A 20033-nucleotide genomic window follows, 5' to 3' on the forward strand; every position below is an offset into this window, starting at 1 on the left:
GCGTGTCAGCAGGCGCGCTCATCAGTCGATGATCGACGAGTAGACGATGCTCTTGAGCTGTCCGCGGAAGTTGAACGTGCCCGACGGCATGAGCTGGGTCATGAAGATCACCGAGAGGTCTTCCTTCGGGTCGACCCAGAAGATCGTCGAAGCCGCTCCGCCCCAGTAGTAGTCGCCGGCGCCCAGGCCGCCGGACTCCACCTCGCCCAGGGTGGAGGCGAACCCGAGGCCGAAACCGACCCCGTCGTAGGCGGTCTCGGAGAAGCCGCCGAGCGCCACGTCGGTGAGCTGCTTGCCGCCGGGCAGGTGGTTCATGTGCATCAGCGCGAGGGTGCGAGGCCCCAGCACCCGGTGGCCGTCCAGTTCGCCGCCCCGGCGCAGCATCTCGCAGAAGCGCAGGTAGTCGGCGCTGGTCCCGGTCAGGCCGCCGCCGCCCGACTTGAAGCCGGGCTCATGGGTGAAGGGACTGGTGGCCGGATCGTCCAGCAGCTTCAGCTTCTTGTCCGGGCCTCGCTGATAGTTGGCCGCGAACCGGGCCACCTTGTCGGGGGTCACCCGGAAGGCGGTGTCCTTCATGCCCAGCGGCCGGAAGATCACCTCGTCGAAGTATTGCGCCAGGGGCTTGCCCGAGATGATCTCGACCAGCGCGCCACAGACGTCGGTGGCCAGCGAATACATCCAGGCCGTGCCGGGCTGGTAGCGCAGCGGGACCTGGCTGAGCTTGTCCATGAATTCCAGCATCGTGTCGGCGCCGTCCAGCGAGCGGATCTTGAGCGCGCGGTAGACCTTGTCGATCGGGTGCTGGATGCCGACGCCGGGCAGGCCGCCGCCGTAGGTCAGGCCGGCGGTGTGGCACAGCACGTCGCGGAATGTGACCGGGCGGGTCGGCCGCTCGGTCTGCATGTCGTCGCCCTCGCCGGAGATCCAGACGCGGTGGTTCTTCCACGACGGCACGTAACGGCTGACGGGGTCGTTGAGCTGGAAATAACCCTGCTCGTACAGCGTCATCAGCGCCACCGACGTGATCGGCTTGGTCATGGAATAGATGCGGTAGATCGTGTCGTCGCGGGTGGCCTTGCCGCGCTCCAGGTCCATCGATCCGAAGGATTTGAAATAGGCCAGGTGGCCGTGGCGGGCGATGCTGACCTGGCAGCCGGGAATTTTGCCCGGGCCGATGTAGTTGCGTTCCAGGTGCTCGGCGACCCGTTCCAGCCGGCCCGCGTCCAGGCCTGTCCACTGCGACTGGGCGTCCATCGAAATCCTCCGGCAGTATGGTTCTTCTCTTGAATAACGGCATCATGGACGCCGAACGGCTGTTTGGCCAAGAGCGCAGGATTGCGCTCTCGCCTTGAAACAAGAAGCCAACCCTCTCGGTTTGGCGGTGGAAGGACGGGTATGAAAGCGCTCTACGACATGGCGGCCGAGATCGGCGAGACGTTGAAGGCCCGCGGCGAGAAGATCGCGGTGGCGGAGAGTTCGTCCGGAGGCCTGATCTCGGCGGCGCTGCTGAGCGTGCCGGGCGCCAGCGCCTACTATCTGGGCGGGGCGGTGGTCTACACAGCCAAGGCCCGCGTGCTGCTGACCGATATCCCGCGCGAGGCGCTGGAGGGCGTGCGCTCGGCCAGCGAGCCCTATGCGTTGCTGCTGGCCCGCAACCAGGTGGAGCGCTATGGCGCGACATGGGGCCTGTCCGAGACCGGCGCGGCGGGGCCGACCGGGAACCCGTACGGCGATGCGGCCGGGCACACCTGCGTGGCGGTGTCCGGTCCGGTCGAGGCGGTGCTGACCATCGAGACCGGCTCCGCCGACCGCGCCGCCAACATGGAGGCGTTCGCCGCCGCGGCGCTGGAGCTGCTGAAGCGGGCCTTGGTCAAATAACGCAAGTCTTATGCCGCCTCATCCTCTTGATTTCGGATGTTCATGCGAAGTTCATAAGGCGACAAATTTGAATAGGAATGTCGATCAAGTGCGTGAAGTGGAAATAGGTTCCATGAATTTGTTATAATATACATGCTGCTAGACTTCCGATTATCACATCGGAGATTGTCTAGCTGTGCTATGGTGTTTCCAGAGAGCGGATTTGAATCCACTCAGGAATCCCAAAATGCACAAACATCTACTCGTCGCGGGCATTGCTGCCGCGGCCCTTCTCCCTTCGTTCGCGTTGGCCCAGCAAAGCTGCGAGCAGCGGCGGTCCCAGCAGGCCGTCGGCACGATCGCCGGCGCCGGCATCGGCGCACTGCTCGGCAGCGCCATCGCCGGTAAGGGCGACCGCACGGCGGGCGCCGTGGTCGGCGGCCTGGGCGGCGGCGTCATCGGCAACCAGCTGGCCAAGCCCGGCGTCGATTGCGCTCATGCCTACGGCTACTACGACAACGCCGGCGCCTGGCACGCCAGCACGGTCAGCCGACAGGACGCGCGGGGCTATTTCGACCGTCAGGGCGAATGGGTCGAGGGCGCGCCGAACGGCCACTACGACAGTTCCGGCCGCTGGACCGTGGCGAACACCGACGCCTCGGCCGCCGGCTACTACGACGGCCGCGGGCGCTGGGTCCCGGCGTCCGCGAATGGCTACTACGCCGCGGACGGCCGCTGGGTCGCAGGCGCGGCCAGCGGGCATTATGACACCCGGGGGCGCTGGATCGCGGGCCCTGCGACCGGAAGCTACGACGCCAATGGCCGCTGGATGCCCGGCCGTGCTGCCCGCGCCTCCGACCTGCAGCCGGGCTACTACGACAACGGCCAATGGCGGCGCGGCGAGGTCACAGGCTACTACGACGCCCGTGGCCGCTGGATCACGGTCGAGGCCACGAACAACGGCCGCCACGCCAACGCGCCCACGGACATCGCCGGCCGCCAGGCCTGGCTGGACGAGCGCATCCGCCGCGGCTTGAACGACGGAACCCTGACCCGTTCCGAGGGGGACCGGGCGCTACGCACCCTGGCCGCCATCGGCCGGGAGGAGCGCAGCCTGCGCAGGCGCAGCGGCGACCTGCGCGAGCGGGATCGGACGATGATCCTGGCCAAGCTGGACACCCTGTCCGACGACGTCCGTGAGATGCGGCGCGGTCCGGTCCGCCAGTACTGAGGCCGCAAGGCTTCGCGAAGAGGATCCTCGCGCCGTCCGCGGCGCGGGGACCCCCGGATCCGCGTTGAACGACATGTGGCCTGAGGCGCAGCTTCGCTCGCCTCGAAGCGCCACGACCCGAAAGCTTCGACCGATGACCCTCGATCAGACCCCCGCCGCGACGTTCTCCAGGGAGCTCACGGCGCTCGTCCCCCACATGCGTGCGTTCGCCCGCGGCCTGTGTGGCGACAGGACGGCGGCGGAAGACCTGGCCCAGGACGGCCTGCTGAGGGCCTGGACCGCGCGGAGCAGGTACCAGCCGGGCACCAACCTGAAGGCCTGGGTGTTCACGATCATGCGCAACCAGTTCTATTCGGAGCGGCGCCGGGCGTGGCGGAACGTCGCCTTCGACCAGCAGGTGGTCGAGCAGACCCTGATCGCCGTCGCCAACCCCACCGCCGTGCTCGAGCTGGACGAACTGCGGCGCGCGATGCTGCTGCTGCCGGACGAACAACGCGAGGCCCTGGTCCTGGTGGGCGCGGCCGGCTGCTCCTACGAGGAGGCCGCCGAGATGTGCGGCTGCCCCGTCGGCACCGTGAAGAGCCGCGTGAGCCGGGCGCGCCGGCACATCGACCGGATCATGGCCGAAGCGGCAGTCCCCAAGGACTCGATTCGACCCAGCGCGGCCATGGCGGACATCCTCTCGCAGTGCGAGCGCGCCGGAGGCCTGCCGCTCGCCGCCTGACAAGACCGGCGGGCGGGTCGTCCTGGGCGCCCGTCGTCGCGGCGAAGGCCGCGCGCTTCGTCCCGGTCATCCTGGCTGCCACAACCGCACAACCGCATCGCGAGATGGCGGATTTTTTATCGTCTCCGTCGAGAGATAGTAATTGATGCTTACGCAACTAGAAATGGTCTGCGAAATGGGAGCAGATGGATGTTGCGTGTTAATTGTCGAGTGGATGACGCTTAATAATTACATGGCAAAGCTTGTTCGATCACGAGATAGTTTTTTAACATGTTTTAATATTCGAGCGAGGCAACTTGCCTGATTGCTGAATGAAGGTCTTCGCTTCCGTGATGCGCGGGGGATGGGATCTTCCAGACCCCGAATTCATAGGGGTGCAGCCATGACGTTTCGTCACATCCTCGCCGCAGGCGCGGCCATCGCCTCCTTGTCAGTCGCGGGGCCAGCCCTCGCCGATATCCAGTTCTTCCTGGGGAATGTCCCCGGCAACCTGGACACCATCCTGTTCGACGCCGCTGACGACGGCAGCGACCTCGAGGTGCTGGGGAAGAGCGACGAGGGCTGGGATGTACTGCTGACGGGCGAGGAGAACATCATCGCGACGGGCGGACCGGGCCAGGCCTGGGTGGTCGGCACGGATGACGGGGGGCTGACCTTCCTCAACATCTCCACACCTGGATCGACGTTCACGGCCGCCGAGATCAACATCAACGTCCCGAACGGCGGCGGGCCGCCGCAGGCCTGGAGCATCACCCTGGGCGGTGTCGACTCGGACGGGACGGCGTTCAGCCAGTTCTTCGGCGGGATCACCAACGACCAGTTCTTCAACTTCGTCGCGACCAACGGCCAAGTGATCACCAGCATCGACTTCAGGACCAGTCAGGAAGTCGCGCTCGGACAACTGCGCCTGGGTGGGCTGACCGCCGTCCCTGAGCCGGCGACCTGGGCCATGATGATCATCGGCTTCGGCGGCGTGGGCGCGCTCATGCGCCGGAAGCGTGGGCGGTTCGCGTTCGCCGGGTAGAAGGAGCGCCATAGCTCCCCGCACGCGCCCGGCCTTTCAAGAGACCTTGCGTGCTTGCGACACCGGTGCTCCCCACGCCGGTGTCGCATCTTGTCGGCGGACCGGCGGCCGGGGCTATTGCGACGCGCCCCGCGCCTCCAGCCGCACGATGTCCACCAACACGTCGCCCTGGATCAGGTGCATCAGGTCGTAGCGGTCGAGGGTGGGATCGATGTGGCCGGGGGCCAGCGCCAGGCGTTCGCCACGGACGACGGGCGCGCCGGCCGGCCGGGTGATCATGCCGTGCTCGTCGCCGAAGAAGCGATAGGTCGCGGCGGCGAACCTCGGCGTCAGGGGCTGGGGCATCGGGCCCTCGGTGGAGAAGGCCTTCAGGCCGGCGTCCAGGGTCACCCACTTGGGATGGTTGGCGCTGATCACCGTGGTGACGATCATCGCCGCCTGTTCGAACGCGCCGTCGGGGTCGGACTTCAGGGCGTCGCGGTATTCCTTGTCCATGAAGGCGTAGGAGCCGGGCTGGACCTCGTTCAGCACGCCTTGGGCGGCGTCGGCCTCGAAGGTGCCGGTGCCGCCGCCGGTGACCACCTGGACATTGCCGCCGACGGCGCGGATCGCGGCGATAGCGGCCGTGAGCTTGGCCATCCCTTCGGCCGCGGCCGCGGCGCGGGCGTTCGCCCCTTCAATGTGCTGCCAGCTGCCGCCGTAGCCCTGGACGCCGAGCAGCTTCAGGTTCGGCTGGGCGGCGATGGCGCGCGCGACGGCGGCCGCCTGGTCCGGATCGTGGCAGCCCGTGCGGCCCATGCCGACATCGATGTCGATCACCACCTGGATCGGCCCTTGAGAGGCCTCGCCCAGCTCGGCGGCGGCGTCGGGATGGTCCAGGACGATCCGGAAGTCCGGCAGCTCCGCGGCCAGTCGCGCGGCGCGCTGGGCGTTCGTGGGCCCGGCGATGGGGGAGGTGACCAGGATCCGGCCGATCCCGGCAGCGGCCATCGCCTCGGCCTCGGCCAGCTTGGCGCAGCATATGCCGACGGCGCCCGCCTCGATCTGGCGGCGGACGAGGGCCGCGCACTTGTGCGACTTGGAATGGGGACGCAGCGCCAGGCCGGCCTTGGCGGCGCGGCTCGCCATCTTGGCGACGTTGCGGTCGAAGGCGTCGAGGTCGAGGACCGAGGCCGGCGTCGGGATCAGCTGCGCCGAGCCCGGTCCGCCCAGGCGGGCGAGGGCGAAGGCGACGTGCGGCTTGTCGGCCGCGGCGCCCAGTTCCTGCCGGATGGCTGCGGCTGGGCGGAGCGGGCTCACGCGGGCTCACCCATGAAGGCCGGCATCCAGCCCTCGTGGGCGGTGCGGAGTTCGGCAAGGGGCAGGTCCAGGCCGCCTTCGACGCGGATCGCCTCTCCGCCGGCCTCGCCCAGGATCGCGGCGGGGATCCCGGCCGCCCGGGCCGCCTGCAGCACCGGGGTCGGATCGTTCAGGGCGACCAGGTAGCGGGCCTGGTCCTCGGCGAAGAGGGTGACCCAGGGCTCGCCTTCCAGGCGCAGGTCCGCCCCGACGTTGGAGGCCAGGCACATCTCGCAGAGCGCCGCAGCCAGGCCGCCGTCCGAGAGGTCGTGAACGGTCTTGAGCTGGCCGCCCTGGATGAGGCCGCGGACGAGGTCGCCGGTCCTGCGCTCCAGGCCCAGGTCCACCGGCGGCGGCGCGCCGTCTTCGCGGCCGCCGATCTCGCGCAGGTACATCGAGGCGCCCAGTTCGCCCTTGGTGGCCCCGATCAGGACCAGGATGTCACCGGTCTTGAGCGAGCTGAAGTCGGCGCGGTGGGAGTAGTCGGCGATCAGGCCCACCCCGCCCACGGTCGGCGTCGGCGGGATCGCGGCGCCATTGGTCTCGTTGTAGAGGCTGACGTTGCCGCTCACGACCGGGAAGTCGAGCTCGCGGCAGGCCTCCGCCATGCCCTCGATGGCGCGGACGATCTGGCCCATGATCTCGGGGCGCTCGGGGTTGCCGAAGTTCAGGTTGTCGGTGATGGCGATCGGCAGGGCGCCCACGGCGGTCAGATTGCGCCAGGCTTCGGCCACCGCCTGCTTGCCACCTTCGTAGGGGTCGTTCAGCACGTAGCGGGGCGTGACGTCGGAGGTGACGGCCAGGGCCTTGCGGCCGCCATGCACGCGCACGATCCCGGCGTCGGCGCCGGTGGCGCTGTCCTCCAGCGTGTCGGCCATCACATGGCGGTCGTACTGCTCCCAGAGCCAGCGCTTGGACGCCATGTCCGGTGCGGCCATCAGCTTGAGCACGGCGGCCTTGAGGTCGCCCGGCGTCGGCACGTCGCCGATCGCCAGCCGGGGCTGCGGCGCGGGCGCGACCCACGGCCGGTCGTACAGCGGCGCATCGTCGAACAACGGCGCCAGCGGCACGTCGCAGACGATCTCGCCCTTGTGCTTCAGCACCATGTGGCCGGTGTCGGTGGTATGGCCGATGGTGGCGGCGTCCAGGCCCCATTTCTCGAAGATGCGCTGCCCGTCGGCCTCGCGGCCCGGCTTCAGCACCGCCAGCATCCGCTCCTGGCTCTCCGAGAGCATCATCTCGTAGGCGGACATGTTCTCTTCGCGCTGGGGCACGGCGTCGAGGTCGAGCTCGATGCCCACGCCGCCCTTGCCGGCCATCTCCACCGATGAGGAGGTGAGGCCCGCCGCGCCCATGTCCTGGATCGCGGCGACGGCGCCGGACGCCATGAGCTCCAGGGTCGCTTCGATCAGCAGTTTCTCGGCGAAGGGGTCGCCGACCTGGACCGTCGGGCGCTTCTCGTCCGAGGCGTCGTCGAACTCCTGGCTGGCCATGGTGGCGCCGTGGATGCCGTCGCGGCCGGTCTTGGAGCCGAAGTAGACCACCGGCAGGCCGGGCGAGGGGGCGGCCGAGTAGAAGATCTTGTCCGCGTCGGCCAGGCCCACGCACATGGCGTTGACCAGGATGTTGCCGTCGTACCCGCGGTGGAAGTTGGTCTCGCCGGCCACGGTGGGCACGCCGACGCAGTTGCCGTAGCCGCCGATGCCGCTGACCACGCCGGAGACCAGGCGCCTGGTCTTCGGATGGCTGGGGTCGCCGAAGCGGAGCGCGTTCAGCAGCGCGATGGGCCGCGCGCCCATGGTGAAGACGTCGCGCATGATCCCGCCGACCCCCGTCGCAGCGCCCTGGTAGGGCTCGATGAAGGACGGGTGGTTGTGGCTCTCCATCTTGAAGATGCAGGCCTGGCCGTCGCCGATGTCGATGACGCCGGCGTTTTCGCCGGGGCCGCAGATCACCTTGGGCCCCTTGGTCGGGAACTTCACCAGGTGCTTCTTCGAGGACTTGTACGAGCAGTGCTCGGACCACATCACCGAAAAGACGCCCAGTTCGACGTCCAACGGCTCGCGGTTCAGGCGGCGGACGATCAGCTCGTATTCGTCGGCCTTCAGGCCGTACTCGGCGGCCTTTTCGGCCATGGTCTTTGCAGGCGCGGCGCTCATGGCGCGCCTTCTAGCGGGACTCTCCGCCGGGGGCGAGAGGCGAGGCGCTAGCGCGTCTGTCCCCCGTCCACCGGCACGATCGCGCCGGTCACGAAACTGGCCTGGGGGCTCATCAGGAACGCGGCGACGGCGCCGATCTCTTCCGGGCGGCCGAAGCGGTTGAGCGGCACCTCGCGCTTCACCCACCGCAGCCAGGAGTCGCCGCGCGGCCCGGTGGAATTGGTCTCCCAGGTTCCACCGGGGAAGATGATGTTGCCGGGCGCGATGGCGTTGACGCGGACGCCGCTGGCGCCGGCGATCCTCGCCAGCTCCTTGGTCAGGTGGTTCATCGCCGCCTTGGAGGTGCCGTAGGTGAGGGCCGTGCCCAGGGCGCCCAGGCCGGCGATGGAGCTGATCAGCAGCACCGAGCCGTCGCCGCGCGGCGTCATCCGACGAAGCGCCGCGCGCGAGAGGCGCCAGGCCGAGTCCAGGTTCTGGGTGAAGCCCGCGTCCCACGTCTCGTCATCGACCTCGAAGCCCGGCGGGCAGGGATAGAGGCCCACGTTGGCCACGGCGCCGAAGATCGGTCCGAACTCGTCCTCGGTGCGTTCGACGGCGTTCTCGATGACCTTGGTGTCGCGCATGTCGCCGGAAAGGGCGAACAGGCGCTCGGCGCCGTAGGCGTCGGCCAGCCGCGCCCGCTCGGCCTCCAGCGCCTCCGCGCCGCGGGCGGTGATGGCGACCTTGGCGCCCTCCGCCAGGCAGGCTTCCACGATCCCCAGGCCGATGCCGCGGCTGGCGCCGGCGACGAAGATGACCTTGCCGTCCAATCCGAGATGCATCCGTCGCTCCTACTCGCGGCCTTCGAGGATCGCCAGGGCCTGTTCGGCCAGGGGCGGACAGCCGTTGATGGCCTCGCGCTCGCTGGCGAGCGTGCCGGACAGGATGCGGCGGTAGACCCCCTGGGAGATCGACGCCAGCCGGAAGATCCCGAAGGCCATGTAGAATGGCCAGTCCGCGATCTCGGCGCGGCCGGTGCGCCGCCGGTAGGCGTCGACGTATTCGGCCTCGGTCGGGATGCCGCTGTTCGTGAAGTCCACGCCGTCAAGGCTGCCCCAGCCCGGCGAGTGCGAGCGCCAGATGAAGGCGTTGTAGGCGATATCGGCCAGTGGGTGGCCGATGGTGGAGAGCTCCCAGTCCAGCACCGCGATGATCCGGGGCTCGGTCGGATGGAACATCACGTTCTCGAGGCGGTAGTCGCCGTGGGCGATCGAGACCGACTGGTCGGCGGGGATGCGGGCCGGGAGTTTCTCGATCAGGGCGTCCATGGCCGGGATGCTCTCGGATTCGGCGTCGCGGTACTGGCGCGTCCAGCGGGCGACCTGACGCTCGAAATAGGCGCCATGCCGGCCGTAGTCGCCCAGCCCGACGGCCTCGAAGTCCACGCCGTGTAGCTTGGCCAGGGTGGCGTTCAGGTCGTCGTAGATTGCGGCGCGCTCGGCGGGGGTCTGGTCGGGCAGGGTCGCGTCGCGAAAGATCCGGCCCTCCAGATAGTCCATCACGTAGAAACTGGTGCCGATCACCTCGGGATCTTCGCAGAGCGCGCGCATGCGCGGCACGGGGATCTGGCCCTCCAGCGCCTTCATCGCGCGGTACTCGCGGTCGACCTGGTGGGCGCTGGACAGCAACTGGCCCGGCGGCTTCTTCCGCAGGACGTAGTGGCGACCGTCGGCGCGGGTCAGCAGGAAGGTCGGGTTGGATGCGCCGCCCTGGAACTGACGGACCTGCAGCGTGTCGCCGATCTCGGGCAGCGCGCGACGCAGCCAGGCGTGCAGGCGGGCCTCATCGAAACGATGGGCGGGGACGACCTCTCGGACGGGCGGCTCTGTCGTTGTCATGGCGCGCAGACTGACGCGCCCGGCCGCCCGGTCAATCGTGCCGTTAGGGCGCCTACTGGAAGAGCTGCAGCAGGTAGGAGGGCTGCTTATTGGCGATCTGCATGGCGTAGATGGCGAGCTGCTGGCGCACCTGCAGCGCCTGCCAGCGGGCGCTTTCCTTGGCGAGGTCGGCGTCGACCAGGTTGCCGACCGCCGCCTCCAGCGCGTCCTGCTGCTTGCCCACGAACTTCAGGTGGCTCTCAAGCCGCTTCGAGCCTGTCCCGAGGCGCGAGATGGCGTTGTTCACGTTCGACGTCGCCGTTGCGATGTCGGAGACGGACGTCGGCGTGAAGCCGCCCATCAGGTCGGCCGGCAGTCCCGATAGCAGCGACCCGGTCGTCGACAGGTCCAGATGGTCGACGTCTATGGTGGAGGTGGCGCTGGTGTTGGCGAGCGCCCGGACCCTGTCGGTGGAGCCGCCGCCGGCCAGCAGGTTGAGGCCGCTGAAGCTGGCGCTCGAGACGGCGGTGTCGATCTGCTTCTTGAGCGCGAGGTAGTTCTCGTTGATCGCCGTGCGCGCTGGGTCGGAGGCGGGGTAGTCGGCGGCGGAGACCGCCAGCGTCTTCATCTCGTTCAGGAGATCCGAGATCGTCTCGGCTGCGCCGATCGCGATATCGACCACCGACATGCCGCGCTGGAGCGAGCTCGTGACGGCGTCCAGCCCCCGAATCTCGGAGCGCTGGTTCTGGGCGATGGCCCAGATCGCCGGATTGTCCTTGGGGCTGTTGATCTTCTTGCCGGTGGTGATGCGCATCTGCACCACGGCCATCTCGGCGTTGATCGCGTTGAACGACTGGATCGCCACCATGGCGCCGACGTTCGTATTGATGCTGTTGTAGGGCACCACGCGACCCAGGTTTTACAGGACGGCCGAGGCCGTGGGACGTTCTGTCCCACGACGACAGTGCCAGAACAGGCTTAGGCAAGCGTTACTGCACGTTGTTATGCGGGAAACTTTTTACTGGAGCGGGACGACCGGCAGTTCGATGGACGAAGCGGTGTCCCCGGTCAGGTAGATGCGCTGGGTCGCCTTCCGGTAGTCGGACGGCTTGGCGAAGAAGATGTTCGGCACGAAGGTCTGCGGATTGCGATCGTAGAGCGGGAACCAGCTGGACTGGACCTGCACCATGATCCGGTGTCCCGGCTTGAACACGTGGTTCGTCGGCGGCAGCTCGTAGCGGTACTTCTGGACCTTGCCCGCCGGGATGGCGGTGGGCTTCTCGAAGCTTTCGCGATAGCGGCCGCGGAAGATCTCCATGGCCACGCCCAGCTCGTAGCCGCCCATGGGCGCGTCCGACGGCACGGCGTCCGGATAGACGTCGATCAGCTTCACCACCCAGTCCGAATCCGTGCCGCTGGTCGAGGCGAAGAGGTTCACCACCGGCTCGCCCGAGATCTTCAGGGGCGCCTTCAGGGGCTCGGTGACGAACGTCAGCACGTCGGGACGGCCGTCCACGTGGCGCTGGTCGGAGGACAGCCAGTAGCGCCACTGGTCCTGGTCGTCCCAGCGGACAGGGCGGCGGACATAGGGCACAGGCTTGGCGGGGTCGGAAACGTACTCCTCGAACGCGGCGCCCTGGGCGGCCTTGTCGAAGGAGAGGCCTAGGCCCGGCGTCAGGTAGATCGGCTTCATCGCGGCCGCGCAGCCGCTCTCGCAGGCCTGCGGGTATTTCTGCAGCCGGTTCCACTCCATGGAACCGCTGTCGAAGATGAACACCGGCGGGATGTCGGCCTTGGGGGCGCCCGTCTTCAGGTGCGAGTCCAGGAACGGCTTCATCACCTGGGTGCGGAACTCGGTGGCGGTGTCGCCGGGCAGTTTCAGGTTCGGGCCGAGCTGGCGTTGCTCGTAGTTCACCCCCGAGTGGCGCCAGGGACCCAGCGCCAGGAAGTTCATGTCGTTGTTCGTGTCCTTGGTCTCGGTCGCCTCGTAGGCGTGGATGGCGCCGTAGATGTCCTCCTGGTCCCAAAGGGCGCCGACCCAGAGGGTGGGCACCTTCAGCGGCTGCTTGGCGAGGATCTTGTCCAGGGCCTGTTCCTGCCAGAACTGGTCGTAGGCGGGGTGCTCGCTGATCTTGCGCCAGGCCGGGATCTGGTCGAGGCCGGCGGCCTTGGCGTAGTCGCCGGCCGAGCCCGCCCGCAGGAAGTTGTCGTAGTCGTCGTAGCCCTGGCGCGGGATGTCGTCGCCTTCGCCCTTCGCGGTCATCTGGCTGGTGAACCAGTCGAAGTTGATCATCCGGAACGCGCCGTTCTGGAACCAGTCGTCGCCCATCCAGCCATCGACCATGGGGCTCTGCGGCACGGACGCCTTCAGCGCCGGGTGCGGGTTGATCAGGGCCATGGCGGCGGTGAAGCCGGGATAGGACGAGCCGATGATCCCGACCCGGCCGTTGCTCTGTGGCGTGTTCTTCACCAGCCAGTCGATGGTGTCGTAGGCGTCGGTCGCGTGGTCGACCTCGCTGGAGTTGAGCGGGCCGCGCAGAGGCCGGTTCAGGACGTAGTCGCCCTCCGACCCGTACTTGCCGCGGACGTCCTGGTAGACGCGGATATAGCCGTCCGCGAGGAACGGCTCGTCCATCTGGGCGCCGGTGGCCGCGGCGTGGGGCGACAGGGCGCGCTGGGCGGACTTCTTGGCGTTGTAGGGCGTGCGCGTCAGCAGGATCGGCGCGTCCTTGGCCCCCTTTGGGATGATCATGACGGTGTAGAGCTTCACCCCGTCGCGCATGGGGACCATCTCGACGCGCTTGACGTAGTCGTAGGACGCCGTCGGCCACTGGAAGTCCTTGGCGACGTCGGGCGTCATGGTCGGCGTCTGGGCCTGGGCCGACACGAAGGACAGGGCGAGCGCGGCGCAGGCGGCGGCGCTTCGAAGCAGCACTTTGAAACTCATGATTTTCCCCGGGAGGCCGAGGCGCGACCATAGATCGACCCGCAATGCGGCCGCCAGCGAAGAAATGTGCCCCGAGGCTCAGGCGCTGGCGAGCGCGCTCTGGAAGAGGATCGCCCCGTCGGCCGAACCCAGCTCCGGCTCGAAGGCGCGGTCGGGGTGGGGCATGAGGCCCAGCACATTGCCCTTGGGATTCACGATGCCGGCGATGTCTCGCGACGAGCCGTTGGGGTTGTTCCGATAGCGGAAGACCACCTGGCCTTCGCCCTCCAGCCGGTCGAGGGTGGCGTCGTCGGCGAAGAAATTGCCCTCGCCGTTGCCCACGGTCATCGCCACCTCGCGGCGTCCTGCATAGCCGGCGGTGAAGCGGGTCTGGCTGTTGGTGACCTCCAGGTCGACGGCCTTGCACACGTACTTGAGCTTCTCGTTGCGCAGCAGGGCGCCCGGCAGCATGTGCGCCTCGCACAGCACCTGGAAGCCGTTGCAGATGCCGACCACCGCCACGCCGCGCTCGGCGGCGGCCTTGACCTCGGTCATCACCGGCGAGAGCGAGGCCATGGCGCCGCAGCGCAGATAGTCGCCGTACGAGAAGCCGCCCGGCAGGACGATCAGGTCCAGGCCGTCGGGCAGGGCGGCCTCGCCGTGCCACACCATGTCGACCTTGGCGCCCGTCGAGCGCTCGATCGCCACCTTGCAGTCGCGGTCGCAGTTGGAGCCGGGGAAGACGATGACGGCGGCTTTCATCGAGGGGTCCTTATGCGCATTCGTCCAGCACGGGGATGGCGGGCTGGCCATCCGGCGCGGGGAACGGGGTCTTGAAACTGAACGCCGCGGCCGTGGGGCCCAGGCGCTCGAACTGGGCCAGTTTCGCCATGCCCTCGGCGATGGTGGGCGTGTGGCCGGAGGGAACCCACCAGAGGGTCTGGTAGACCGCCATCACCTCGAACCACTCCTTGCGCCGGCGCATGATGTCGCGATGGGCGCTGCGGTAGACGAAGCCGGCCAGGGCGTCCATGTCCGTCCACACCGACATGTTGATCGCGAACAGCGGGTCTTCGGGCTTGGGCTGCAGGTCGGTGGCGTTGTTGCCTTCGCCGACCAGGCGCCAGACGAAGCCGGGCAGGCCGTCTGCGAGCGCGTTGATCCGGTCGAGGCTGTTCTTGAAATCGGCGATTTGCGGATGGTCCACCGGCTGCAGGAGGCGGCCGACGTTGATCTGGGCGAGGTGGAAACCGGTCATTTCCCGCGGGTCCAGTGCTTGAGGCCGTCCAGGTAGGCGTGGAGCTGGTCGTAGCCCTTCTTGTCGCCGTAGGGACAGCCGGTGGTGACGACGTCGGACCCCCGGGCCTTCTGCATCATGATCGCAGGATGACCCGGCGCGCCCGCCTTGGTGATCAGATAGGAGGTCCTGCCGTCGGCGCTACTGTAGAACCGATAGGGCTCGGCCGGGTCCTCGGGGGCAGGAACGAGATGGGCCTGGCGGGCCAGCGCCTGGGCCTGCGCCTCGAAGGGCCTGGCGCAGTCGAGGTCGAGGTACGCGACCGTGGGTTCGGCCTTTTCCGCGCAGGCCGAGAGCGTGAGGAGGGCGGAGAGCGCCGCCCAGGTCCTCACGCCAGCTCCACCCGGTAGCTTTCGATCACCGTGTTGGCGAGCAGCTTCTCGCACATGGCCTTGACCTCGGCCTCGGCCGCCGCGGCGTCGCCGGACTTCAGGTCGAACTCGATGGTCTTGCCGACCCGGACGTGTTCGACGTCGTTCCAGCCCAGGCCGTGCAGCGCCTGCTCGACCGCCTTGCCCTGAACGTCGAGGACGCCGGGCTTGAGGAAGACGTGGACTTTGGCTCGCACTAGTGGAGGCCCCCCTGAATCACGGTGGGCATCTCCTTCATGATCCCGAGCCGGCGCGCAACCTCGGTGTAGCTCTCGATGACGTTGCCCAGGTCGCGGCGGAACCGGTCCTTGTCCAGCTTCTCGTTGGTGATCGAGTCCCAGAGCCGGCAGCTGTCCGGGCTGATCTCGTCGGCCAGGATGACCCGGGCGAAATCGTTCTCGTAGATCCGGCCGAACTCGATCTTGAAGTCCACGAGGGTGATGCCGACGCCGCCGAACAGGCCGGTCAGGAAGTCGTTCACCCGCAGGGTGAGCGCCATCATGTCGTCAATCTCCTGGGTCGAGGCCCAGTTGAAGGCGGTGATGTGCTCCTCCGAGACCATCGGGTCGTGGAGCTTGTCGTCCTTCAGGTAGAACTCGATGATCGAGCGCGGCAGGGCCTGGCCCTCGGGCAGGCCGTAGCGCGTGGAGAGCGAGCCGGCCGCGACATTGCGGCACACCACCTCCAACGGGATGATCTCCACCTCCTTGATGAGCTGTTCCCGCAGGTTCAGCCGCTTGATGAAGTGGTTCTGAACCCCGATCGAGTTCAGTTTCGTCATGATGTATTCGCTGATGCGATTGTTGATGACTCCCTTGCCCTCGAGCACCGCCTTCTTAGTGGCGTCGAAGGCCGTGGTGTCGTCCTTGAAGTACTGGATCAGCGTGCCCGGCTCGGGACCCTCGTAGAGGATCTTGGCCTTGCCCTCGTAGATCTTCTTACGGCGGGTCATTTCAGAGCCTTCTCCATGGGCGAGGACTTGTCCGGGTCGGCGAAACGAAAAACGCGCGCGGCTGATCCTCGCGCGCGGGTCCGACTCGGCCTCTCGCCCCATTCAGGCGCGGCAAAAATAGCGTGTGCGACGCTGCGGCGCAAACACGCGCAAGGTTTGCCGCTTTCCATTGCGGGCCCGTTCGGCGCACGATAAGGGATCGCCCGCTCCAAGACGCTGACCCCCAGGACCCGATGACGACCTTCGACGACCGCGAACAAGCCTTCGAGCGCAAGTTCGCCCTCGACCAGGAGCAGGAGTTCAAGGCCCACGCCCGGCGCAACCGCGCGCTCGGCCAGTGGGCGGCTGGTCTGATGGGCCTCGAGGGCCCGCACATCGACGAGTACGCCAAGGCGGTCGTGAAGTCGGACTTCGAGCTGCCGGGTGAAGAGGATGTCTTCCGCAAGGTGTTCGAGGACCTCAAGGGCTCCGGCGTGGCCGTGTCCGAGGGCGAAGTCCGCATGAAGATGGCCGAACTGCTGGCCCAGGCCCGCGAAAGCGTGAAGTCGGGGAACTGATCCCCGACCGCACGGCCGCGCCGCCTTCGAGCCTCCGCGCAAGCGGAGGCTCTGTCGTTTGTGGGCTCGCTATCGCTTGAGCTGTCCGTCCAGGTACTTCCGGATTCCCGGCCCATAGGGCGGGCGCATGGCCTGCAGCGGGCCGATGTCCTTCTTGATCTGGGTGTAGATGGCCTTGCGGTGGCTGAACTCGCGGAAGCCGTCGATCCCATGGTAGCTGCCCATGCCCGACGGGCCGACGCCGCCGAAGGGCAGGTCTTCCTGGGCCACGTGGAAGATCACGTCGTTGATCGTGACGCCGCCCGGGGTGGTGGAGTTGAGCACTTTCTCGCGCTCGGCCGCGTCCTCGCCGAAGTAGTAGAGCCCCAGGGGCCGGTCGCGGCCGTTCACGAAGGCGATGGCCTCGTCGACGCTGCGGTAGCTCTTCACCGGCAGCACCGGGCCGAAAATCTCCTCCTGCATCACCTTCATGTCGTCGGTGGGCTCAAGGATCAGGGTCGGCGCGATCTTGCGGTGCTCCTGTTGGGAGAGGTCCTCGCCCTCAGGTTTCAGCTCGACGATGCGAGCGCCCTTGGCCCGGGCGTCGTCGATGTAGCCGGTGATCCGGTCGTAATGCCGCTGAGCGACGATGGCGGTGTAGTCCGGGTTGTCCTTGATGGTGGGGAACATCTTCGCCACCGAGGCCCGGGCGGCGGCGACGAAGCCGTCGATCTTGTCGTGCGGCGCCAGGACATAGTCGGGGGCCAGGCAGATCTGCCCGGCGTTGAGGGTCTTGCCGTTCATGATCCGGGCGGCCGCCACGGTGAGGTCGGCCGACTTGCCCAGGATCACCGGGCTCTTGCCCCCCAGTTCCAGTGTCACCGGCACCAGGTTCTCGGCCGCCGCACGCATCACGTGCCGGGCGATGGAAGTCGCGCCGGTGAAGATCAGGTGGTCGAAGGCCAGGTGGGCGAAGGCCTCGCCGACCTCGGGCCCGCCGGTGATCACGGCGATCTCCTCCTCGGAGAACACCTTGCCCAACATGGTCTTCATCAGCTCGGAGGTGGCGGGCGTGTACTCGGACGGCTTGATCATCGCCCGGTTCCCCGCGGCCAGTATGCCGGCCAGGGGCGCGAAGGTCAGGTTCACCGGGAAGTTCCAGGGGCTGATGATCCCCACCACCCCCTTGGGTTGGAACCGGACCTCCGCCCTGGCGCCGAACAGGCCCAGGATGGCGGGCGTGGTCTTGCGCTTTTCGGGCTGCATCCACTTGGCGAGATGCGCCTTGGCGTGCTTCAGCGGCCCGATCGAGGCGGCGACGTCGGCGAAGGCGGAGGCCTCGCGGGAGCGGGAACCGAAGTCGGTGTTGAGCGCGTCCTCAATGGCCGTGCGGTGGTCGACCAGCAGGGCGATGCAGCGGTCGAGCCGCTCGATTCGCTGCTGGGCCGTGGGCGCGCGGTCGCGCAGGTGGGCCGCCTTCTGGCGCGCCAGGATGCCTTGCATGTCCATGATGTCGTTCTCCCGTCGCCCGGGAGGTGACGGGCTTTCCGCCGGGGGCGTCAAGGCGCGTCTGGCCGGGCGTTCGATGGGTCCGTGTCGCGCCTGGTCCGCCTTCGACCAGGGGATGGTGTCGACTAGACCCTTGGCCAATAGGCCTCGGCGTCAACTTGGATGAACTTCCGGCGACGAGGCGGCGAGCTTTGGCCTCCTCCAAGGAGCAGATCCATGAAGACGACGATCGGCGATAGGTCCAGGAGCGCCAGCATGACCAGCTTCACCAAGGACATCCTGCCGAAGTTCCGCCCAGAAGACATCGGCTGCATGCGCTCCATGGGCGTTCGGTTCGCCGATCCCAACTGGATGACGGATCCCGGCGGCGACGCCGACTATCCCGACTACGCCAACGCGCGACGGGTGTTCGCCAAGCTGCAGGACGGCAGCATGCCGCCGGATGGCGCATGGTCCAGCGAATGGCTTGCGGCCTACGAGGCCTGGATCGCCGACGGCTTCAATCCTTAGACATAGCCGCCGCCTCCAGCACCGGCCGGCTGACCTTCTTGGGCACGATCTGGGACCAGGCTTCGAGGACCAGGTCGGTGAGTTCATCCTCATCGAGGTGCGCGAGCTCGACGTAGCTCCAGTACACTGTCGCCACCGGGCACTTGCTGAAGGTCTCGGGGCGGATCTCGAACAGCAGCTCCTGGTGGCCCCGGTCGAGCTTCAGGATCGCGCGGCCGTCGAGGGCGAGCGCGAAGGTCTTCTTGCCGACGTTGAACCAGGGATTGCCCTTGTAGGTCACCTCGTGGGCGCCGGGCAGGCTCAGCGCTAGGCGGCGGAGGTCGCCAAGGTCCGAGATGCTTTCGCCTCCTCGTGCTCGCCGAACACCCGGGCGAAAACGCGGTCCACGTTCTTGAAATGATAGCCCAGGTCGAAGAGCTGTTCGAGCTCGGAGTCCGCCAGGGTGATCTCGGGATCGGCCTTCAGGAAGTCGAGGAAGTTCCCTTCGCCCCGCCACACCTTCATGGCGTTGCGCTGGACGGCGGCATAGCTGTCCTCGCGGCTGAGCCCCTTCTGGGTCAGGCCCAGCAGCACGCGCTGCGAGTGGACCAGGCCGCCCAGGCGGTCGAGGTTCCGGGCCATGTTCTCAGGGTAGATCACCAGCCGCTCGACCACGCTGGCCAGGCGGCGAAGCGCGAAATCCAGGTGTACGGTGGCGTCGGGGCAGATGCCGCGCTCGACCGAGGAGTGGCTGATGTCGCGCTCGTGCCACAGCGCCACGTTCTCCATCGCCGGCACGACGGCCGAGCGGACCAGGCGGGCCAAGCCGGTCAGGTTCTCGGTGAGGATCGGGTTGCGCTTGTGCGGCATGGCCGACGAGCCCTTCTGGCCCACGTCGAACGGCTCTTCCGCCTCCAGCACTTCTGTTCGCTGGAGATGCCGGATCTCGATCGCCAGGCGCTCGATGGAACTGGCGACGACGGCCAGGGCCGCGAAATAGGCGGCGTGGCGGTCGCGCGGGATCACCTGGGTGGAGACCGGCTCCACGGCCAGGCCCATCTTGTCGGCGACGTAGGCTTCCACCTCGGGCGCCACATTGGCGAAGGTGCCGACCGCGCCGGAGATCGCGCAGGTGGCGATCTCGAACTTGGCCATCGCCAGCCGCTCCTTCGCGCGCTGGAACTCCGCATAGTGGCCTGCGAGCTTCAGGCCGAAGGTGGTGGGTTCGGCGTGGATGCCGTGGCTGCGGCCGACGGTGGGGGTCATCCGGTGTTCGTAAGCGCGCTTCTTCAGCGCTTCGAGCACCATGTCGGTATCCTCGATCAGCAGGTCGGTGGCGCGGACGAGCTGGACGGCGAGGGTGGTGTCGTTGACGTCGGAGGACGTCATGCCCTGGTGCAGGAAGCGGGCCTCGGGGCCCACGATCTCGGTCACGTGGGTGAGGAAGGCGATGACGTCGTGCTTCACCTCGCGCTCGATCTCGTCGATGCGGTCGGCGTCCCAGACCGCGTCGCGGCCCTTCTCCCAGATGACCCGGGCGGCCTCCTTGGGGATCACGCCCAGGTCTGCCATGGCGTCGGCGGCGTGGGCCTCGATCTCGAACATGATCTTGAAACGCGTCTGGGGGGCCCAGATCGCAGCGGCTTCCTTGCGGGCGTAACGGGGGATCATGGGCGGGGTGTCTGACGACACCCCGCCCATGTCAACCTTGGCCTAGGAAGAGGGGGGCGGGGGTGTCTTCCGAGCCCCCGCCCAAGTCAACCC

21 protein-coding genes are annotated in these 20033 nt (G+C 67.7%); 6 read left to right on the top strand and 15 right to left on the bottom strand.

What is annotated here, in order from left to right; translation table 11 throughout:
• Positions 1–21 precede the first annotated feature (21 nt).
• On the bottom strand, positions 22–1254 hold the full coding sequence (locus tag EPO51_RS01370) for a serine hydrolase domain-containing protein (protein ID WP_293345178.1): 1233 nt from the start codon (positions 1252–1254) through the stop codon (positions 22–24).
• A gap of 141 nt (positions 1255–1395) precedes the next feature.
• Between EPO51_RS01370 and EPO51_RS01375 the strand changes: the two genes are divergently transcribed.
• From EPO51_RS01375 to EPO51_RS01390, 4 genes are all read left to right on the top strand, one after another.
• Positions 1396–1878: a CinA family protein gene (locus tag EPO51_RS01375; protein ID WP_293345180.1), complete on the top strand. Its 483-nt coding sequence runs from the start codon at positions 1396–1398 to the stop codon at positions 1876–1878.
• 226 nt (positions 1879–2104) lie between these two features.
• Positions 2105–3088 carry a glycine zipper 2TM domain-containing protein gene (locus tag EPO51_RS01380; RefSeq protein WP_293345182.1) on the top strand — a complete coding sequence of 328 codons (984 nt, stop codon included), beginning with the start codon at positions 2105–2107 and terminating at the stop codon, positions 3086–3088.
• Between the two features lie 133 nt (positions 3089–3221).
• Entirely contained in the window at positions 3222–3812 is a 591-nt protein-coding gene (locus tag EPO51_RS01385) for a sigma-70 family RNA polymerase sigma factor (protein WP_293345184.1), read from the top strand.
• A 382-nt stretch (positions 3813–4194) separates the two neighbouring features.
• Entirely contained in the window at positions 4195–4836 is a 642-nt protein-coding gene (locus EPO51_RS01390) for a PEPxxWA-CTERM sorting domain-containing protein (protein WP_293345186.1), read from the top strand.
• A gap of 114 nt (positions 4837–4950) precedes the next feature.
• On the opposite strand, the gene EPO51_RS01395 is transcribed toward EPO51_RS01390, so the two are convergent.
• From EPO51_RS01395 to purC, 11 genes are all read right to left on the bottom strand, one after another.
• Positions 4951–6135: an alanine racemase gene (locus EPO51_RS01395; RefSeq protein ID WP_293345188.1), complete on the bottom strand. Its 1185-nt coding sequence runs from the start codon at positions 6133–6135 to the stop codon at positions 4951–4953.
• A complete protein-coding gene (purL, locus tag EPO51_RS01400) occupies positions 6132–8333 on the bottom strand; it encodes a phosphoribosylformylglycinamidine synthase subunit PurL (RefSeq protein WP_293345190.1) in 2202 nt (733 codons plus the stop codon). The genes EPO51_RS01395 and purL overlap by 4 nt, the downstream gene beginning before the upstream one ends.
• Positions 8334–8380: 47 nt before the next feature.
• Positions 8381–9154, bottom strand: a complete 774-nt coding sequence (locus EPO51_RS01405; RefSeq protein ID WP_293345192.1) for an SDR family NAD(P)-dependent oxidoreductase — start codon at positions 9152–9154, stop codon at positions 8381–8383.
• 9 nt (positions 9155–9163) lie between these two features.
• Entirely contained in the window at positions 9164–10210 is a 1047-nt protein-coding gene (locus EPO51_RS01410) for a phosphotransferase family protein (RefSeq protein WP_293345194.1), read from the bottom strand.
• Positions 10211–10262: 52 nt separating this feature from the next.
• Positions 10263–11093 carry a flagellin gene (locus EPO51_RS01415; RefSeq protein ID WP_293345196.1) on the bottom strand — a complete coding sequence of 277 codons (831 nt, stop codon included), beginning with the start codon at positions 11091–11093 and terminating at the stop codon, positions 10263–10265.
• A gap of 114 nt (positions 11094–11207) precedes the next feature.
• Positions 11208–13136 carry a CocE/NonD family hydrolase gene (locus EPO51_RS01420; protein ID WP_293345198.1) on the bottom strand — a complete coding sequence of 643 codons (1929 nt, stop codon included), beginning with the start codon at positions 13134–13136 and terminating at the stop codon, positions 11208–11210.
• 78 nt (positions 13137–13214) lie between these two features.
• Positions 13215–13877: a phosphoribosylformylglycinamidine synthase subunit PurQ gene (purQ, locus tag EPO51_RS01425; RefSeq protein ID WP_293345200.1), complete on the bottom strand. Its 663-nt coding sequence runs from the start codon at positions 13875–13877 to the stop codon at positions 13215–13217.
• A gap of 10 nt (positions 13878–13887) precedes the next feature.
• Positions 13888–14373 carry a DUF3291 domain-containing protein gene (locus EPO51_RS01430; RefSeq protein WP_293345202.1) on the bottom strand — a complete coding sequence of 162 codons (486 nt, stop codon included), beginning with the start codon at positions 14371–14373 and terminating at the stop codon, positions 13888–13890.
• Positions 14370–14744 carry a hypothetical protein gene (locus EPO51_RS01435; RefSeq protein WP_293345204.1) on the bottom strand — a complete coding sequence of 125 codons (375 nt, stop codon included), beginning with the start codon at positions 14742–14744 and terminating at the stop codon, positions 14370–14372. The genes EPO51_RS01430 and EPO51_RS01435 overlap by 4 nt, the downstream gene beginning before the upstream one ends.
• Positions 14741–14980: a phosphoribosylformylglycinamidine synthase subunit PurS gene (gene purS / locus EPO51_RS01440; RefSeq protein ID WP_293345206.1), complete on the bottom strand. Its 240-nt coding sequence runs from the start codon at positions 14978–14980 to the stop codon at positions 14741–14743. The genes EPO51_RS01435 and purS overlap by 4 nt, the downstream gene beginning before the upstream one ends.
• Positions 14980–15735, bottom strand: a complete 756-nt coding sequence (purC, locus tag EPO51_RS01445; protein WP_293345208.1) for a phosphoribosylaminoimidazolesuccinocarboxamide synthase — start codon at positions 15733–15735, stop codon at positions 14980–14982. Before purC ends, purS begins: the two co-directional genes overlap by 1 nt.
• Positions 15736–15968: 233 nt before the next feature.
• Between purC and EPO51_RS01450 the strand changes: the two genes are divergently transcribed.
• Positions 15969–16292 carry a DUF1476 domain-containing protein gene (locus tag EPO51_RS01450; protein ID WP_293345210.1) on the top strand — a complete coding sequence of 108 codons (324 nt, stop codon included), beginning with the start codon at positions 15969–15971 and terminating at the stop codon, positions 16290–16292.
• A gap of 69 nt (positions 16293–16361) precedes the next feature.
• Here EPO51_RS01450 and EPO51_RS01455 read toward each other — a convergent pair whose 3' ends face one another.
• Entirely contained in the window at positions 16362–17780 is a 1419-nt protein-coding gene (locus tag EPO51_RS01455) for a coniferyl aldehyde dehydrogenase (RefSeq protein ID WP_293345212.1), read from the bottom strand.
• A gap of 216 nt (positions 17781–17996) precedes the next feature.
• Here EPO51_RS01455 and EPO51_RS01460 point away from each other — a divergent pair, with 216 nt between their 5' ends.
• Positions 17997–18290 carry a hypothetical protein gene (locus tag EPO51_RS01460; protein WP_293345214.1) on the top strand — a complete coding sequence of 98 codons (294 nt, stop codon included), beginning with the start codon at positions 17997–17999 and terminating at the stop codon, positions 18288–18290.
• On the opposite strand, the gene EPO51_RS01465 is transcribed toward EPO51_RS01460, so the two are convergent.
• Entirely contained in the window at positions 18280–18627 is a 348-nt protein-coding gene (locus EPO51_RS01465; protein ID WP_293345510.1) for an MmcQ/YjbR family DNA-binding protein, read from the bottom strand. The genes EPO51_RS01460 and EPO51_RS01465 overlap by 11 nt on opposite strands.
• The gene (gene purB, locus EPO51_RS01470; RefSeq protein WP_293345216.1) at positions 18597–19940 is read right to left on the bottom strand and encodes an adenylosuccinate lyase; all 1344 of its coding nucleotides are present in this window, start codon (positions 19938–19940) and stop codon (positions 18597–18599) included. Before purB ends, EPO51_RS01465 begins: the two co-directional genes overlap by 31 nt.
• Positions 19941–20033: the final 93 nt, after the last annotated feature.

Origin of the sequence: Phenylobacterium sp., assembly GCF_004297125.1 — a bacterium.
Lineage (GTDB): Bacteria > Pseudomonadota > Alphaproteobacteria > Caulobacterales > Caulobacteraceae > Phenylobacterium.

Coding starts and splice junctions, on each gene's coding strand:
- EPO51_RS01370 (WP_293345178.1), bottom strand. CDS start 1,254: ATGGACGCCCAGTCGCAGTGGACAGGCCTGGACGCGGGCCGGCTGGAA.
- EPO51_RS01375 (WP_293345180.1), top strand. CDS start 1,396: ATGAAAGCGCTCTACGACATGGCGGCCGAGATCGGCGAGACGTTGAAG.
- EPO51_RS01380 (WP_293345182.1), top strand. CDS start 2,105: ATGCACAAACATCTACTCGTCGCGGGCATTGCTGCCGCGGCCCTTCTC.
- EPO51_RS01385 (WP_293345184.1), top strand. CDS start 3,222: ATGACCCTCGATCAGACCCCCGCCGCGACGTTCTCCAGGGAGCTCACG.
- EPO51_RS01390 (WP_293345186.1), top strand. CDS start 4,195: ATGACGTTTCGTCACATCCTCGCCGCAGGCGCGGCCATCGCCTCCTTG.
- purL (WP_293345190.1), bottom strand. CDS start 8,333: ATGAGCGCCGCGCCTGCAAAGACCATGGCCGAAAAGGCCGCCGAGTAC.
- EPO51_RS01405 (WP_293345192.1), bottom strand. CDS start 9,154: ATGCATCTCGGATTGGACGGCAAGGTCATCTTCGTCGCCGGCGCCAGC.
- EPO51_RS01410 (WP_293345194.1), bottom strand. CDS start 10,210: ATGACAACGACAGAGCCGCCCGTCCGAGAGGTCGTCCCCGCCCATCGT.
- EPO51_RS01420 (WP_293345198.1), bottom strand. CDS start 13,136: ATGAGTTTCAAAGTGCTGCTTCGAAGCGCCGCCGCCTGCGCCGCGCTC.
- purQ (WP_293345200.1), bottom strand. CDS start 13,877: ATGAAAGCCGCCGTCATCGTCTTCCCCGGCTCCAACTGCGACCGCGAC.
- EPO51_RS01430 (WP_293345202.1), bottom strand. CDS start 14,373: ATGACCGGTTTCCACCTCGCCCAGATCAACGTCGGCCGCCTCCTGCAG.
- purC (WP_293345208.1), bottom strand. CDS start 15,735: ATGACCCGCCGTAAGAAGATCTACGAGGGCAAGGCCAAGATCCTCTAC.
- EPO51_RS01450 (WP_293345210.1), top strand. CDS start 15,969: ATGACGACCTTCGACGACCGCGAACAAGCCTTCGAGCGCAAGTTCGCC.
- EPO51_RS01455 (WP_293345212.1), bottom strand. CDS start 17,780: ATGGACATGCAAGGCATCCTGGCGCGCCAGAAGGCGGCCCACCTGCGC.
- EPO51_RS01460 (WP_293345214.1), top strand. CDS start 17,997: ATGAAGACGACGATCGGCGATAGGTCCAGGAGCGCCAGCATGACCAGC.
- purB (WP_293345216.1), bottom strand. CDS start 19,940: ATGATCCCCCGTTACGCCCGCAAGGAAGCCGCTGCGATCTGGGCCCCC.